The sequence below is a fragment of the Megalodesulfovibrio gigas DSM 1382 = ATCC 19364 genome (assembly GCF_000468495.1).
Lineage (GTDB): Bacteria > Desulfobacterota > Desulfovibrionia > Desulfovibrionales > Desulfovibrionaceae > Megalodesulfovibrio > Megalodesulfovibrio gigas.
The window spans coordinates 566487-581716 of sequence record NC_022444.1; the positions used below are offsets into that span (position 1 = coordinate 566487).

Annotated in this window: 11 protein-coding genes and 1 tRNA gene; 7 read left to right on the plus strand and 5 right to left on the minus strand. The window is 64.2% G+C overall.

Features of this window, described 5'->3' with window-relative positions; genetic code table 11:
* Positions 1-3 precede the first annotated feature (3 nt).
* Positions 4-810, plus strand: coding sequence for an ethanolamine ammonia-lyase subunit EutC (gene eutC, locus DGI_RS02495; RefSeq protein WP_021759079.1), 807 nt, complete (start codon positions 4-6; stop codon positions 808-810).
* A 420-nt stretch (positions 811-1230) separates the two neighbouring features.
* Complete coding sequence (locus tag DGI_RS02500; protein ID WP_158407277.1) at positions 1231-2988, plus strand: SMP-30/gluconolactonase/LRE family protein; 1758 nt, start codon at positions 1231-1233, stop codon at positions 2986-2988.
* A gap of 77 nt (positions 2989-3065) precedes the next feature.
* Here the strand turns inward: DGI_RS02500 and DGI_RS02505 are convergent.
* Both DGI_RS02505 and DGI_RS02510 read right to left on the minus strand, forming a co-directional pair.
* Positions 3066-3151: transfer RNA gene (locus DGI_RS02505), tRNA-Leu, on the minus strand.
* A 35-nt stretch (positions 3152-3186) separates the two neighbouring features.
* Positions 3187-3516: a hypothetical protein gene (locus DGI_RS02510; RefSeq protein WP_027193207.1), complete on the minus strand. Its 330-nt coding sequence runs from the start codon at positions 3514-3516 to the stop codon at positions 3187-3189.
* A 165-nt stretch (positions 3517-3681) separates the two neighbouring features.
* Here DGI_RS02510 and DGI_RS02515 point away from each other — a divergent pair, with 165 nt between their 5' ends.
* Entirely contained in the window at positions 3682-5031 is a 1350-nt protein-coding gene (locus DGI_RS02515; RefSeq protein WP_034607775.1) for an alkaline phosphatase family protein, read from the plus strand.
* Here DGI_RS02515 and DGI_RS16790 read toward each other — a convergent pair.
* Both DGI_RS16790 and ehuB read right to left on the minus strand, forming a co-directional pair.
* Positions 5024-7990, minus strand: coding sequence for a PAS domain-containing hybrid sensor histidine kinase/response regulator (locus DGI_RS16790; RefSeq protein ID WP_021759083.1), 2967 nt, complete (start codon positions 7988-7990; stop codon positions 5024-5026). The genes DGI_RS02515 and DGI_RS16790 overlap by 8 nt on opposite strands.
* Positions 7987-8904 carry an ectoine/hydroxyectoine ABC transporter substrate-binding protein EhuB gene (gene ehuB / locus DGI_RS18230; protein ID WP_158407278.1) on the minus strand — a complete coding sequence of 306 codons (918 nt, stop codon included), beginning with the start codon at positions 8902-8904 and terminating at the stop codon, positions 7987-7989. The genes DGI_RS16790 and ehuB overlap by 4 nt, the downstream gene beginning before the upstream one ends.
* A 448-nt stretch (positions 8905-9352) precedes the next feature.
* Here ehuB and DGI_RS02530 point away from each other — a divergent pair, with 448 nt between their 5' ends.
* The 4 genes from DGI_RS02530 to DGI_RS17725 all read left to right on the plus strand — a co-directional run bounded on the left by DGI_RS02530 (position 9353) and on the right by DGI_RS17725 (position 14564).
* On the plus strand, positions 9353-11557 hold the full coding sequence (locus tag DGI_RS02530; RefSeq protein ID WP_021759085.1) for an ATP-dependent helicase: 2205 nt from the start codon (positions 9353-9355) through the stop codon (positions 11555-11557).
* A gap of 200 nt (positions 11558-11757) precedes the next feature.
* Positions 11758-12228, plus strand: coding sequence for a hypothetical protein (locus DGI_RS18645; protein ID WP_021759086.1), 471 nt, complete (start codon positions 11758-11760; stop codon positions 12226-12228).
* 22 nt (positions 12229-12250) lie between these two features.
* Positions 12251-13429, plus strand: coding sequence for a two-component system sensor histidine kinase NtrB (locus DGI_RS02540; RefSeq protein ID WP_021759087.1), 1179 nt, complete (start codon positions 12251-12253; stop codon positions 13427-13429).
* Between the two features lie 46 nt (positions 13430-13475).
* Positions 13476-14564, plus strand: a complete 1089-nt coding sequence (locus tag DGI_RS17725; protein ID WP_144284093.1) for a DUF4238 domain-containing protein — start codon at positions 13476-13478, stop codon at positions 14562-14564.
* 6 nt (positions 14565-14570) lie between these two features.
* Here DGI_RS17725 and DGI_RS02545 read toward each other — a convergent pair whose 3' ends face one another.
* Positions 14571-15155 (minus strand): arylesterase, encoded by a 585-nt coding sequence (locus tag DGI_RS02545; protein ID WP_034607780.1) that lies wholly within the window; start codon positions 15153-15155, stop codon positions 14571-14573.
* Positions 15156-15230: the final 75 nt, after the last annotated feature.

Sequence of the window (15230 nt, forward strand, 5' to 3'; positions counted from 1 at the left end):
ATCATGGACGACACCAAGCACCCTGCTCCTGCCGTCGCGCCCGTTACGGCAGACCCCTGGGCCGGCCTCCGGCAGTTCACCGACGCCCGCATCGCCCTGGGCCGTTGCGGATCCAGCCTGCCCCTGGCCGAGAGCCTGCGCTTCCGGCTGGACCATGCCCGGGCCCGGGATGCCGTGCTGGCGCCCTTCCGCCGCGAGGAGATCGCCGCCCGGCTGGCCGGGGCCGGCATCCCCTGTCTGGAACTGGATTCGGCCGTCGCCGACCGCAACGAATACCTGACCCGCCCGGACAAGGGCCGGACCCTGCGTCCCGACTCCGCAACGCTGCTGCAGGCGCAGCCGGCCGGCTTCGACCTGTGTCTGGTCATCGCCGACGGGCTCTCGTCCCTGGCCATCCACGAAAACGCCGTGCCCTTCGCCCGGGCCTTCCTGACCGCCCTGGCGCCCTCGGGGCTGACGGTGGGGCCGGTCTGCGTGGTACGGCATGGCCGCGTGGCCGTGGCCGACGACATCGGCGCGCTGCTTCAGGCCAGGCTGTCGGTGATCCTCATCGGCGAGCGGCCCGGCCTGAGTTCGCCGGACTCCATGGGCGTCTACCTCACCTGGAATCCGCGCCCCGGCACCACGGACGAAGCCCGCAACTGCATTTCCAACGTCCGCCGCGGCGGCCTGCCCCTCATCGAGGGCGTGCGCAAACTCTGCTATCTGGTGGAAGAAGCCTTCCGCATGCACGGCAGCGGCGTGGGCCTCAAGGACCGCATGCCCGCCGGCCACCTGCCCTTCGGGCGGGAGCTGCAATTGCCGGAATAGCGTCATTGCGCCAGCTGGGGCATGCTCATTGCCCAGGCCGCCCTGGTGGCCGCCCTGGTCAAGCTGTTCTGATCCACACCATACGCTGCCGCTTCACTGCCCCGCTGCCCACCTTCCGGGCGGCGGGGTTTTTCGCGTCGGCGCGCAATCAAACCACCGGAAGTCGTTATACATCCATCTTAAAAAAGCTTGGTACCCGATATCATTATCAGCCGTGGCGAATTCCGCCAATCTGGCGATGGCCAGGAAACGCTGGCCATGCTGAAATAGCATTGACAAGCATATTACTACCCTGGCACTCGTCGGAGGACAATAACTCCATCCTGTTATTATCCGAGGCGGGCCATGCGATACACGGTGTCAAGGCATTGTCGCGTTGTGGTATTCTTGTGCTGTACGCTGGCCTGTCTGCTGCCTGGCATGGCCTTGTCGCAACAAATCCCTGCCTTTGTCGGGCACTGGGGTAACGACGGGCAGTTCTCCGCCCCCTGGGGCATCGCCGTGGGGGCGGACGGCTCGGTCTACGTGGCAGACACGTGGAATCACCGCATCCAGAAGTTCTCCGCATCCGGTGTGCTCCAGGCCAAGTGGGGCAGTCAAGGCAGCGACGACGGGCAGTTCGACCTCCCCTCTGGCATCGCCGTGGATGCAGACGGCTCAGTCTACGTGGCAGACACAGCCAACAACCGCATCCAGAAGTTCTCCTCGTCCGGCGTGTTCCAGGACAAGTGGGGCGGTGAGGGCAGCGAAGACGGACAACTCTCCGCCCCCTCCGGCATCGCCGTGAGTCCGAACGGCTCGGTCTACGTGGCGGACTTGGGCAACCACCGCATCCAGAAATTCTCCTCGTCGGGGGTGTTCCAGACCAAGTGGGGCGACGAGGGCAGCGGCGACGCACAATTCTCCTCCCCCGCTGGCATCGCGGTGGGGCCGGAGGGTTCGGTCTACGTGACGGACAAAATCAACAACTGTGTCCAGAAGTTCTCCTCGTCCGGGGAGCTCCAGGCCAAGTGGGGCAGCAATGGTTGGGGGGACGGGCAACTCTCCTACGTCGCTGGCATCGCCGTGGGTGCGGACGGCTCGGTCTACGTGGCGGACCAGGGCAACCATCGCATTCAGAAGTTCTCCCCATCTGGTGTCTTTCGGGCCAAATGGGGCAACAATGGCAACGGCGACGGACAATTCTCCTCCCCCTATGGCCTCGCTGTGGGTCCAGACGGCTCGATCTACGTGACGGATTCTGGCAATGACCGCATCCAGAAATTCGCCTCGTCCGGGGTGTTCCTGGCCAAGTGGGGCAGCGATGGCAGCGTCGCCGGACAGTTGTCCGCCCCCTATGGCCTCGCTGTGGGTGCGGATGGCTCTGTCTACGTAGCGGATTCCAGCAATCACCGCATCCAGAAGTTCTCCGCATCCGGGGTGTTCCTGGCCAAATGGGGCAGCATCGGCTCCGGCGCCGTGCAGTTCTACACCCCCGATGGCCTCGCCGTGGGGCCGGACGGCTCGATCTACGTGGTGGATTCTGGCAACCACCGCATCCAAAAGTTCTCGGCGTCCGGTGCGTTCCTGACCAGATGGGGCAGCGCGGGCGTTGGCGACGGGCAGTTCTCCTCCCCCTCCGGCATCGCCATAGGGCCGGACGGCTCGGTCTACGTGGTGGATTCTGGCAACCACCGCATCCAGCAGTTTTCCGCGTCCGGTGCGTTCCTGGCCAAGTGGGGCAGTGAGGGCTACAGCACCGGGCAGTTCTCCTCCCCCTCCGGCATCGCCATGGGGCCGGACGGTGCGGTCTATGTGGTGGATCGTGGCCATTTTAGCGTCCAGAAGTTCTCCTCGTCCGGCGTGTTCCTGGCCAAATGGGGCAACTGGGGCAGCGGCGACGGGCAGTTCAACAGGCCCTCCGGCATCGCCGTGGGTGCGGATGGCTCAGTGTACGTGGCAGACACCGAGAATCACCGCATCCAGCAGTTTTCCGCGTCCGGTGAGTTCCTGGACAAATGGGGCAGCGAGGGCGTGGGGGCTGGGCAATTCGCTTCCCCAACCAACCTCGCCGTGGGGACGGACGGTTCGGTCTACGTGGCGGATACTGGCAATGATCGCATTTCCGTCTTCAAATATGACGAGACATCTGGTGTGAGCGCCTTCCTCCCGTCGCTGCACCTGCTGCTTTTGCAATAAGGGCACCCGACACACATGAAACACCCCGCTCCGGCGGGGTTTTTTCATGGCGAAAAATCAACCTATCTGAAATCACGTGGTACCCGGGGCGGGACTTGAACCCGCATAGCCTTGCGGCCCAGGGATTTTAAGTCCCTTGCGTCTACCATTTCGCCACCCGGGCACAGCATCGTCGCGCGGAGCGCCGGCGGTGCAGCCTCAGCGTCCCAACAGTTCGCGCAAATCCACCGCCTCCTGGCGGACCACGCCGGGCCACAGCCCGAACACCGCCACCTGCTTCAGGTTCTTGTCGATGCCCAGCACGCGGGCCGAGACGCCGTCCGGCAGGAACGCGGCCAGTTCCCGGCAACAGTCCGCCAGGGCTTCGGGATCGAACTGCTCCAGCCCGCATTCCAGCCGCAGCAAATCGCCATAGCCCCAGAAATCCAGGTGCACGGCGTCGTATTGCGCCAGCACATCCTGAATCTGCGCCATGAGCGCCTGCTCCACTTCCTGCAACTCGTGGTAGGAAATGGACTGGCTATACACAAGCGTTCCGAATACATGACAATTATGCGTTGACATATCTGCTTCTCCGACCGGGCGACCCGCCCGTTGCACCGCGCTGGTTGTACACAGGCAGGCAGGCTGCGTCAAATCGATGGCCAATTTGTCAACCCCGGCCAAGACTGCTACACAGCCGCCATGCATGCCATGCCTGTTGTTGCACCGCGCCCCTGCGCCCGTGTGGCGCTCCTGGGGCTGGACGGTCTTTCCCTGGACATTGCCCGCGCCATCGCCGCCTTTGGCAGAACGCCGCACCTGGCCGCCCTGTGCCAGGATCCGCGCACCACCACCGTGGATGCCGAGCTGCCGGAGCTCTCCCCGGTCAACTGGACATCCCTGGCCACGGGCGAGGGGCCGGAGGTCCATGGCGTATACGGTTTCACCCGCATCAATCCCGCCACCTACGCCATCACCATCGGCGACTCGCGCCAGGTGCGCCTGCCCACGATCTTCGACCAACTGACCCGGCACGGCCGCGTCTGCCGGGTGCTGAACCTGCCGGGGTTGTGGCCTGTGCGGCCTCGTTCCGGCATGCCGGACACGCCAAGCACGCTCATTGCCGGGTTCATCGCCCCCAGCCTGGAAGACGCCGTGCATCCGCCGGCCCTGGTCGGGGAACTCCGTCGCGCCGGCTACCGCATCGAGGCCGACACCCTGCGCGGGGCGGCGGATCCCGCCTATCTTCTGGCCCAGCTGCGCGAGACCCTGCGCGGCCGGCGGCTGCTGCTGCAGCGGTTCCTCGCGCCCGGAGATTTCCATTGCCTGTGCTGCGTGTTCACGGAAACGGACCGCCTCTTCCATTTCCTGCTGCCGGCCGTGCTGGAGGCGGACCACCCCTGGCACCCGGCCTGCCTGGCGTTTCTGGAGGAATGGGATGCCGCCGTGGGATTGTTCTTCCGCATGGCCAAGGCCCTGCCGGGGGAGACGCGCATACTGGTGATGGCCGACCACGGCTTCGCCCCCCTGCACACGGAGTTTGATGTCAACGCCTGGCTGCGCAGCCAGGGTCTGTTGCTGCAGGAGGAGCGCCCGGCGGCCTCGTCGGGCAACGGCCTGGACGCAGGCACCATCCGCCACGGCGCCGCGGCCTTTGCCCTGGATCCCGGCCGCATCCACCTGCACCGGCGTGATATCTATGCCAGGGGCAGCGTGACTCCGACCCAGGAACCGGCCCTGCTGGAGCGCATCCGCACCGGGCTGCTGGCCCTGCGCTGGAACGGCCAGCCGGTCATGGAGGACGTGTTTCTGGGACGAGACCTCTACCCCGGCGACCACTCCCCCGACCGGCCCGACCTTGTGTGCCTGAGCCGGCCCGGCGTGGACCTCAAGGCCAAATGGGACCGTCGGGAGCTCTTCGGCCTGTACGGCCGTCACGGTATGCACACCGCACGAGGGGCCATCTTTTACGATTCCCTGGGGCAGACGCCTCCCCGCCGCATGCGGGAGGTGGGCCGGCTGCTGCTGGAAAGCGGCCAAGCCGGCGGGCTGCTCACATGATGGCCGATGGCATCGCGGCGGATGCGCCCGACCGGGACAACGCCCGTTCCAGTGCGCGCAGCAGGGTGTCCACATCCATGGGCTTGGCGATGTAGTCGTCCATGCCCGCGGCAAGGAAGCGGTCCTTGTCCCCGGTCATGGCATAGGCGGTCATGGCGATGATGGGAATCCGGGACTGCATCCGGAACCGCGATGCCGTGCGGATCGCCCTGGTGGTTGCCATGCCGTCCAACACCGGCATCTGCACGTCCATGAGCACGACATCAAAACGGTGCGCGGCCAGCAGTTCCAGGGCTTCCTGACCGTTCATGGCCGCGGTGGGCGTGTAACCCAGCTTTTCCAGGAGCTTGACGCCAGCCAGGGAATTGACTTCGTCGTCCTCCACAAACAACACGCGCGGCGGGCCGTTATAGGCGTCTTCCTGGGCCTGCGTCCGCACAGTGGCGGCCCCTGTCTGGAAATCCCGGAGAGGCAGCCTGGCAAAGGGCAATACCAGATACGCCGTGGTGCCGCGGCCGTCATCGGAATCAATGCACAGCTCGCCCTCCATCAATGTCACCAGCTTGCGCACGATGGACAGGCCCAGCCCTGCACCTTGAAACCGTCGGGTGTAGGCGGCCTCGGCCTGGGAAAAGGGCTCGAAAATGGTCTTGAGCAGGCTTTCCGCCATGCCAATGCCCGTATCGCGGATGCAGAAGAGCACCCGCAGGGTGTCGTCCGTCCTGCCCGGCAGGGGGCGCATGTCCAACTGCACGCTGCCGGTCTGGGTAAACTTGACGGCATTGCCCACGAGATTGAACAGAATCTGCCGCAACCGGGCCTCGTCGCCCACCACCACGGCCGGCAGGTCCGGGGCCATGTGGCATTCCAGGGCCACGCCCTTTTCACTGGCCGCCAGGGCAAACAGTTCCCGCACCGCGTCCTCCAGCCCGGAGACTTCAAAGGCCGCAGGCTGCAGGCTCAACTTGCCGGATTCGATGCGCGAAAGATCCAGGATGTCGGCCAGGAGCCGCGTCAACCGTCGGGAGGACTGCAGGGCCGTGGTCACGTACTCTTGCTGCTCTGCCGTGAGCGAGGTGGTGCCCATGAGCTGCAGCATGCCCAGCACACCGTTGAGGGGGGTACGGATTTCGTGGCTCATGTTGGCCAGGAATTCGGACTTGGCCAGGCTGGCGGACTCTGCCGCCTCCTTGGCCTGGCGCATGGCCTCGGCGGCGCGCTTGAGGCTGCCGACCTCATGGAAGAATACCAGCGCCCCATTGCGGCCGGCCAGGGAGAATGGCACCGCCGCGACCTCCACGTCCAGGGAGCTGCCGTCCAGGCGCAGGATGACTTCCTCGGCCGGCGGCACCTGTTTCTGCCCCTGATTCAACGTACGGATGCGGTCGCAGACCTGCTCCCGGCAATTGGGATGGAACAGCTCGGGCACATGCCCGCCCAGCAGCTCTTCCTGCTCCCTGGCGCCGAACAGCCGGGTGGCGACTTCGTTGACGTACGCAAACCGTCCGTCAATCTGGATGAAGATACCCTCTGGAGCGCTGTCGGCCAGAGTGCGAAAGCGTTCCTCGCTCTCCCGCAGGGCGGCCTCGGCCTCCCGACGCTCGGAAATGTCCAGGCAGAAGCCGAGATATCCCAGGAACTCGCCCTGGGTATCGTACCGGGGACCGCCGCTGTCCACAATCCAGCGATATTCGCCACTGGCATGCATGAGGCGATATTCCATACTGAAGGGCTCGCGGTGATCGAACGCCTCCGCGTAGATGGCGATGCAGCGGTCCAGATCTTCGGGGTGCACGCCTTCGACCCAGCCATAGCCCAGCTCCTCTTCCAGGGTGCGGCCGGTGAAGCGTAGCCAGGGGTCGTTGAAATAGGTGCAGAGCTTTTCCGTGTCCGAAGCCCAGATGAGGGCCGTGCCACTGTTGGCCAGGGTGCGATAGTGCTGTTCGCTTTCGGCCAGGGCCTGCTGGAACTGCCGCTCCTCGGTCCGGTCCCGCAGCACGAGCACGGATCCCACGGGACGGCCTCGCCCGTCCCTGATGGGCGCCACGGAATGGATGACCGGCCTGCGCGTGCCGTCCCTGGACGCCAGCAACATTGGCGCCAAGACCGACACCGACCGGCCGCGCGCCAGCATGTCCCGGATGGTCGCAACCGTCTGTCCATTGGTCTCGGGGACGATGTTGGCCACGTCGGCGAGGGGCCTGCCGCGGGCTTCGGCATCGGTCCAGCCGGTGAGTGTTTCCGCCATGGGATTGAGCAGCTCCACGCGGCCATCGGCGTCAGCCACAATGACGCCATCGCCAATGCTGCGCAGGGTGATCTCATGCCGCCGGGCCATGTCCCGCCGGGCGGATTCGGCATGCCGCCGGGCACGGCCGGCCAGAATGGCCAATCCCACCACTCCCACCAGCAGCCCCCCCGAAATGCCCAGGGCTGTCCGGAATTCCCTGTTGAGCGACAAGGCCAGGGCGGCGATGTCCTCTCGCCCCTGAACATCCAAGGCCTCGGCCTGGCGATCCAGGGCATGATAGGCGATATTCAGACCGGTTTGCTTCTCCCTTTGGGGCACGGACGGATCCTGCAAGGCTGCCAGGCTACCCTGCAACTGGGCCAAACTGAAACGCAAGGTGGCAGAAGATTGGGGAGCATTGATACTTGAGCGTTCCAACGCCTGGACGGCTTGCCGCAACTGGGCCATCCCCTGCTCCAGCTGAAACGGCGAGTCTGCGCTGTCTGCCAGGGCCACGGCCAGCATGCCGCGCGCCAGCTCCATCCGCGCCAGGCGTATGGATTGCAACCCCTGCGTGGCCCGGGCCAGGGAGTTCAAGTGCAGCATGTGCAGCCAGGCGATGGAGACGCAGACCAGCGCGCACAACACCACAGTGCCCCAGACTTCCAGCTTGTGGTGCAGCAGCCTGTCATGCAGCCAGGCCAGCCATGTGCCTGGGCCGGCGGTCATCGGGACAGAATCTCCCTGGTGCGCACCGGGCCGGGCAATTCATTGCGAGTGAAGCCGAATTCCTCAATGAGCATCTGAAAATCCCGGCCATACAACAACTCGCCCTGCGCCGCGTTCCAGGCTTCCAACAGGGCGCGATCTTCCTTGCGAAAGGCAAAGGCGCCGTAGCCGTGGCCGCTCTCTTGCCCAAGGATCGTTTGCCTAAAGGGGGCAGCGCGCGCTGTTTTGCCGGTATAGTCGTGGCGAACCATCCATTCGATGGTGGGCGACGTGAGGGCCAGCCCGTCCGCCAGGCCGGTTTCCACGGCCGCGCGGCCAGTGGCGACATCCGGCAGCAGCACGCGCTGGGCATCCGGCACACCAAGCCGTTGGAGCAGCTCGGCCTCCACCGCCCCGGAGAGGACGGCGAGTTTCACATCCGGCCGGGTCAGGGCATCCGCATAGGAGTGCAGCCCCTTGGGATTGCCTTTGGCCACCAGCAGGGCCTGTTCCACACGGAAAATGGGTTCCGAGAACTGCACGCGGCGGGCGCGTTCCTGGGTGATGAACATCCCGGCAGCAATGACGTCGATGTGCCCGTCTTCCAGCTCGGCAATGAGCGCGCTGAAGTCCGTCACCCGCCATTCCACCCGTTCGATGCCCAGGTGTTCCACAATGCGCCGGGCCAATTCCGGGCCATGCCCGCTGACCTCGCCATCAGGACGCAGGAAGGCATAGGGGGCTTCGTTGGCGTACCCGATACGGATGACGCCGGCATCCACCAGACGGGCCAGGGAGCGATCCCACGGCCGCCCCGAGAGCAGCCACACGGCCGCCCCCACGGCGGCCACGGCGCACAGCATAAGCCCGGCCCAGCCGGTCAGACTGCGCCAGGGAAAGATTGAGGGCTGCGCGGCTCGTCTGAACGTATCCAAGACAAAAATCTCCCCACGGCGCTGCGGCGCTGCGCGACGGGAGGCGGGCAACGGGTTCGCCCGTGCGCCGCCTTCGCCGCAACCAGCGCGCCCATTCCACGACGCTGCCTGACTCCCTGTTCCCGCCATCTTGCCCTCCTCGCACACGGTGCGGCCGCTGTACGGCATGGAGTCTACCCTGTTGAACAATTCCGCTACCCTGCAGCGCACGTGCACACGTGGTCCAGCCATGCGTCTACAGGATGCGCCATGTAACGGGGGGCAGGGCTTATTCCAGTTGTGCCGCAATATCCACCAAAGATCAAGAAAAATACTTGCGGGACTATATACCACAGTTTTATCAGCAGAATTCTTGACCCCATGCTCCGCAGCTGGCATCCAGAAGACCCGGGGCGGGCCTTGCGCCCGGCTGCCCCCGGCCATCCCCACAAGAAAGGCTGTATTCCCCTTGATCGATTACCAATCCCATCTCAATCCCGCCCAGTGGGAGGCCGTGCGCACCGTGGACGGCCCGGTGCTGGTGCTGGCCGGCGCAGGCAGCGGCAAAACGCGCACCATCGTCTATCGTCTGGCGTACATGACCCAGCAAGGCGTCCCGCCGCAGCGCATCCTGCTGCTCACCTTCACCCGCAAGGCCGCCCAGGAGATGCTCCACCGCGCCGGCCAGCTCATGGGTCATGGCCCCGCGGCACTGCACGGTGTGCAGGGCGGCACCTTTCACGCCTTTGCCTACAGTGTGCTGCGCCGCACGCCGCCGCCAGGCTTTCCGGACCGCTGCACCCTCATGGACCGCAGCGACGCCGAAACCGTGATGCGGGAGATCAAATCCACCGCCGGCCTGGGCAAGGGCGACCGCTCCTTCCCCAAAACCGGCACCATCCTGGACCACTATTCCAAGGCCCGGAACAAGGAACTGCCCCTGGACGAAGTGGTCAAGCAGGAGAGCTTCCACCTCATCCCCTATGCAGGGGCCATGCAGCAGTTGTGCGACGCCTATGCCGTTTTCCGCCGTGAAAAGGGGCTCCTGGATTATGACGACCTGCTCTTTGGCCTGGAATCCCTCTTTCGCCACGATCCCGAGACCCTGGCCCGCTGCCGGGAGCGCTTCAGCCATGTGATGGTGGATGAGTATCAGGACACGAACCTGGTGCAGGATCGGCTGGTGACGCTCCTGGTCGGCACGGGAGAGCCAGGATCCATGGGCGGCAACGTGATGGCCGTGGGGGACGACGCCCAGTCCATCTATGCCTTCCGCGGAGCAAACATCTCGAACATCCTCACCTTTCCAGATCGCCACCACGGCACGCGGCTCATCAAGCTGGAGCAGAACTACCGTTCCACCCAGCCCATCCTGGATCTGACCAACGCCATCCTGTCCCAGGCCCAGGCCCAGTTCCGCAAGCAGTTGTTCAGCGACCGCACCGACGGTCCCGTGCCGCGGCTGGTGCGCCCGCTTTCGGACCGCACCCAGGCCCAGATCGTCTGCGAGGAGATCATCCGCCAATGCGCTGCCTACGGGCCGGAGCAGGTGGCCGTGCTCTTCCGCGCCGGCTACCACTCCTATCACCTGGAAGTGGCGCTCAACCGCGCCGGCGTGCGCTTTCGGAAGTACGGCGGCCTCAAGTACACCGAAGCCGCGCACATCAAGGACGCCATGGCCTACCTGCGCGTGGCCGTGAATCCCGCAGACATGCCTTCCATGCATCGCATCCTGGCGCAGGTGGAGGGCATCGGCCCCAAGACGGCCGCCAGCCTGTTCAACGCCCTGATGGCCGGGGACGCCAAGACCGTGGCCAAACTCACCAAAAAGCACCCCCAGGCCGCGGACATGCTGGCCCTGCTGGACCGCCTGCGCGCCGCCCCGCCCAGGCCGGTGCCGCTGCTGGAACAGATTCTCGAATTCTACCAGCCGATTCTGGAACGCCTGCACCCTGACGACCATCCCCGCCGCCGCACCGGCCTGGAAGAGCTGGTGCAGATTGCCGCGGGCTACGAGGACGCCGGACAGTTCCTGGCCGATCTGCACCTGGAGAACCCCGAGCAGCCCGAGGCCGAAGGCGGGCCCGCGGTCTGCCTCTCCACCATCCATTCGGCCAAGGGCCTGGAATGGCGGGCGGTGCACATCATCGATCTGGTGGAAGACCGCTTCCCCTCCCGCCAAGCCCTGCTCAAGGCCGAGGACTTCGAGGAGGAACGCCGGCTGCTGTACGTGGCCTGCACCCGGGCCCGGGACGAGTTGTCCCTGTATGTGCCCACGTCCATTTACAAGCGCGGGCAGAACATCTCCGAACCGGCCACCGCCAGCCCGTTCCTGCGGGAAATGGGCGTGCACGTGTTCGAGGAATGGCGCGAGGGCTACAACGGCATGCTCTCCAAATGGGGCGGCATGGCCCGGGAACCGGGATCGACGCCAGCGGCCCCGGCCAAGGCCCAGGCCTCGCCACCCTGGCAACCGTCTGCGGCCGTGCCCAAGGCGCCGCCGCCGGTCTCCCAGGCGGCCCAGCCCGCACCGGGGGATCTGGGCTGGTGCCGGCACAAGGTCTTCGGCCGCGGCAAACTGGTGCAGCATCTGCCCCCGGACAAATACCGCGTGAACTTCCCCAGCTTCGGCCTCAAGGTGATCCTGGCGGAATACCTGGAGCGGGAGGAATAGGAAAAATTTCCCTTGAGAGGGACCCTCGGGGGAAAACCTTTCTAAAGAAAGGTTCTTCCCCCGAACCCCCTTTNAAGGTTTCCCCTCTCGCAAAAAACATTTTCTCAAAATCAGCATGCTCCGGCCCGGCGCGGGCGGCCCGTGGTTGGCGGATGACGCCGCTGCCCGGCCGGTGTACCATGCCGGCAGGAGGAATGCGCATGGTCCCCTGCTACATCTGCCGCACCCCCGTCGTTGCCGGCTGGATCTGCGGCCCGCCCCCGGCGGCGGATCGCTACAAGCTCGGCCTGTGCCGGGCCCACGACACCCCGGTCAACCGCGAAACCGTGCTCGCCGCCTGGGAGCGCACCATCCAGGAAGAGCTGCGCGCGGCCACGGCCGGTTTGGCCCAGGCCAGCGCCTGGCACGACGTGACCGTGCAGTTTCTGGACGGCGGTCACCTGACGTTCACATGCACCAGCTATCATATTGACCGGGACCAGGACACCCTGGTGTGCCGGGTGAACGATGCGCTGGAGTTCATCCCCCTGCAGCACGTGCGACGCATCCGGGCCGTGCCCAGGCAGGAGGGACCGGAAGGAGCGCCGGAGCGCACGACCACCACCACCACTCCCCCGGCGGCCCCCATTGCACCTGCGGCGTCGCCTCCCGTCGCCCTGCCCTCGCGTTGAGCCGCGCCCAAGGAGTTTCGCCGTGTTGCCCCTCATTCAGTCGTCCTATTTTCAGAACCTCATCAACGGCTTTCCCGACGGAGTGATCATCTTCAACATCGACGGCGTGGCCTACGTGGCCAACGCCACGGCCCAGCGCCTGCTCGGGCTGGAGGAGCGCCACATCCTCGGGGCCCATTGGGATGCGCTGTTTGCCGCCCAGTCTGGCAGCGCGCCCCTGGCTGCGGCCCTGCATGCCTCGCGCGACGCCGCACGGGACATGGCCATGCATGGAGCGGATGAGCCGGCGCAGCAGCCCCCCGCCCATGCCGACTGGACCCGCCCGGACGGCCAGATCCGTCATCTTTCCGCCACCACCTCGCATATTGTGGAATACGGCAAGCTCTTCGGCATCCTCCTGGCCCTGACCGACGTGACCCATATTTTCGAGATGCACGCCCGCGAACGCCGCATGCTGAAGGAGCACCACGCCCTGGAACAGGAGCGCGCCCGCAGTCTGGAGCACTTTTCCATGGCCGTGGCGCATCAGATCCGCAACCCGGTGATGACCATCGCCGGGTTCTCCCGCCTGCTCCTGCGCAAGGCAGCGCCGGAATCCAGCCAGCACGAGCAGTTGCAGGCCATTCTGGACGGCGGCGTGCGGCTGCATGCCATCGTCCAGGCCGTCAGCGACTTCACCGCCCTGCAGGTCCGGGACATGCAGCCCGTGGAGCTGGGCCAGTGCTGCCGGGCAGCGCTGGAGCTGGCGCGCGGGGAGTGCCCGGCGCCGGTGGAATGGATGGTCGAGCTGCCCGAACACGCCTGCCCTGCCGCGGGGGATTCCGCCCTGCTGACCCAGGCGGTCCTGGAACTGCTGCACAACGCCGCCGAAGCTGCGGCCCAGGGTGCCCAGGGTGCCCAGGACGCCCAGGACGCCCAGGACGCCCAGGACGCCCAGGGCGCTGCGCCGAGGGTCCGGCTGCGGCTGGGCTCGGTTCTCGATGGGCATGTGGTGGAGATCGAAGATACCGGCCCAGGCATCGCCGCCGAGAACCTGCCGTATCTGTTCGATCCGTTCTTCACCACCAAGCCCGTGGGCGTGGGCATGGGCCTGTGCAAGGTCCAGCGCATCATCCGCGAGCATAACGGCACGGTGACGCTGGAAAACCTGGACGCGCAGCCGGGAGCCAGGGCGCGGGTGGTGCTGGTACGAATGGGTTAAAGCAACATTGCATAATCTCTACACGTGCGGTATAAATATCGCCACCATGAAAACGAAAATGCAGCGTTGCAAAAATCAACACTATCTTCCCTGCTTCCTCATGCGCGGTTTTTTGACGAACAATGCACAGAAGAAGGGGGAGTTGACCCACGCCTTCTTTAAGGATGACAAATACTCCTTCAGACATGCCAGAAGTATACGCAGCATTGGCCACGATGAATTTTTTTATGATACAGAAGAAAAATCTGCTGACGAACACATCACCAGGCTTGAGAACACTTGGGCAACGCAACTAGATAACGCCAGAAAAACAGCATCTATTGCCACTGATGACATTCAGTGGATTTCTAGCTTTATCTCTCACCTTGTAATGAGAACGGAAAACACCAGAAATACTTTCCGCGATATGCAGCAAAATGTGGCCACAGAAGCCGACAAGCATCTTAACAATATGCAAAGCATTACAGAAATCACCAACCTCTACTTGGCAGAATCTGAAAAGATGAGGGAAATAAAACGGCTGCTCAGTATACTACAAAAATCAAAAGTCACAAGTAAAAAAAAGATCCCCACGGCTCACCAGTTAGCGTCCACCATGGCCCAGCATATACATAAACAATTTCAACCTATTTTCCAAAGCATGCCAACTGAAATCAACAATTCAACCAAATCCGCGCATATTGACGCTCTAACAACAGATCCAGACACACTTGGCCGCACACAACAATACCGCAATATGTTCTGGACAATTCGAAACTACACCGCTGATACATTAATACTTGGCGATATAGGCCCTGTCGCAATTGAGCAGCACGGCAACCATACCCTGGCCGTATTGTGCTCGCAACCAAGCGTAATATTGCTGCCAATTAGCTCAAAATCTCTTCTCCTCGGGACAAAAGAAACGTTGCCACCAAATTTTTCTCCAGAAGAAATCAATGCCATGTCAGCTTCACTATCTAGCAATTTTTTCATTGCAGCATCTGTCACCCCAGAAAATGAAGCGCTACGAACTCACATAAACTCCAAAAGAACAGTACACATCACGTCTTCCTTTAACAAAGCTGTCGCCACATCGCCTTTCAGTACAAGTTCCATCATCAGCATAATGAAAACACAAAAAAAACGCCGCTAGCCCGCCCTACTTCACCCGCTTCAGCAGCTCCACCACCTTGGGGAGGATGCGTTCCGCAATCTGCTCAATGCCCTGCTGGTTGGGATGCAGGCCGTCAGGCAGGTTGAGGGCCGGATCCCCGGCCACGCCCTCCAGGAAGAAGGGGTACGCCACGGCGTCGAACTCCTCGGCCAGGCGCGGGTAGATGCCGTTGAACTCGCGCGTGTAGTCCTCGCCGAAGTTGGCCAGGGAGAGCATGCCGGCCAGGAGCACGGGCACGCCCTTCTGGCGGAAAAGCTCCAGCATGGACGCAAGATTGGCCTCCACGATGGCCGGATCCTCGCCGCGCAGCATGTCGTTGGCGCCCAGTTCCAGGATGGCGGCGTCCCAACGCTCCTCCAGCAGCCAGGGCAGCCGGTTCAGGCCGCCGGTGGTGGTGTCTCCGGAGACGCCGGCATTGACCACGGCCACGTCCCAGCCGGCAGCACGCAGCTGCCGTTCCAGCACCACGGGAAAGGCCGCCTCTGGCGGCAGGCCCCAGCCGGCAGTCAGGCTGTCGCCAAAGGCCAGCAGCCGCAGGGGCCGGGCCACGGGGGGTGTAAAATCGTTCATGTCGGCCATCGCGGGTTGCACTGTGGGCAAAAGAAGGTAGAGTGCCAGAAGCAGCACCCCGAAGCATTTCCAAGG

Bases quoted from the DNA above. Each gene is read 5' to 3' on its own strand.
- DGI_RS18645 (WP_021759086.1), top strand. From the start codon at position 11,758: ATGGTCCCCTGCTACATCTGCCGCACCCCCGTCGTTGCCGGCTGGATC.
- DGI_RS02545 (WP_034607780.1), bottom strand. From the start codon at position 15,155: ATGAACGATTTTACACCCCCCGTGGCCCGGCCCCTGCGGCTGCTGGCC.
- DGI_RS02500 (WP_158407277.1), top strand. From the start codon at position 1,231: ATGGCCTTGTCGCAACAAATCCCTGCCTTTGTCGGGCACTGGGGTAAC.
- eutC (WP_021759079.1), top strand. From the start codon at position 4: ATGGACGACACCAAGCACCCTGCTCCTGCCGTCGCGCCCGTTACGGCA.
- DGI_RS16790 (WP_021759083.1), bottom strand. From the start codon at position 7,990: ATGACCGCCGGCCCAGGCACATGGCTGGCCTGGCTGCATGACAGGCTG.
- DGI_RS17725 (WP_144284093.1), top strand. From the start codon at position 13,476: ATGAAAACGAAAATGCAGCGTTGCAAAAATCAACACTATCTTCCCTGC.
- DGI_RS02515 (WP_034607775.1), top strand. From the start codon at position 3,682: ATGCCTGTTGTTGCACCGCGCCCCTGCGCCCGTGTGGCGCTCCTGGGG.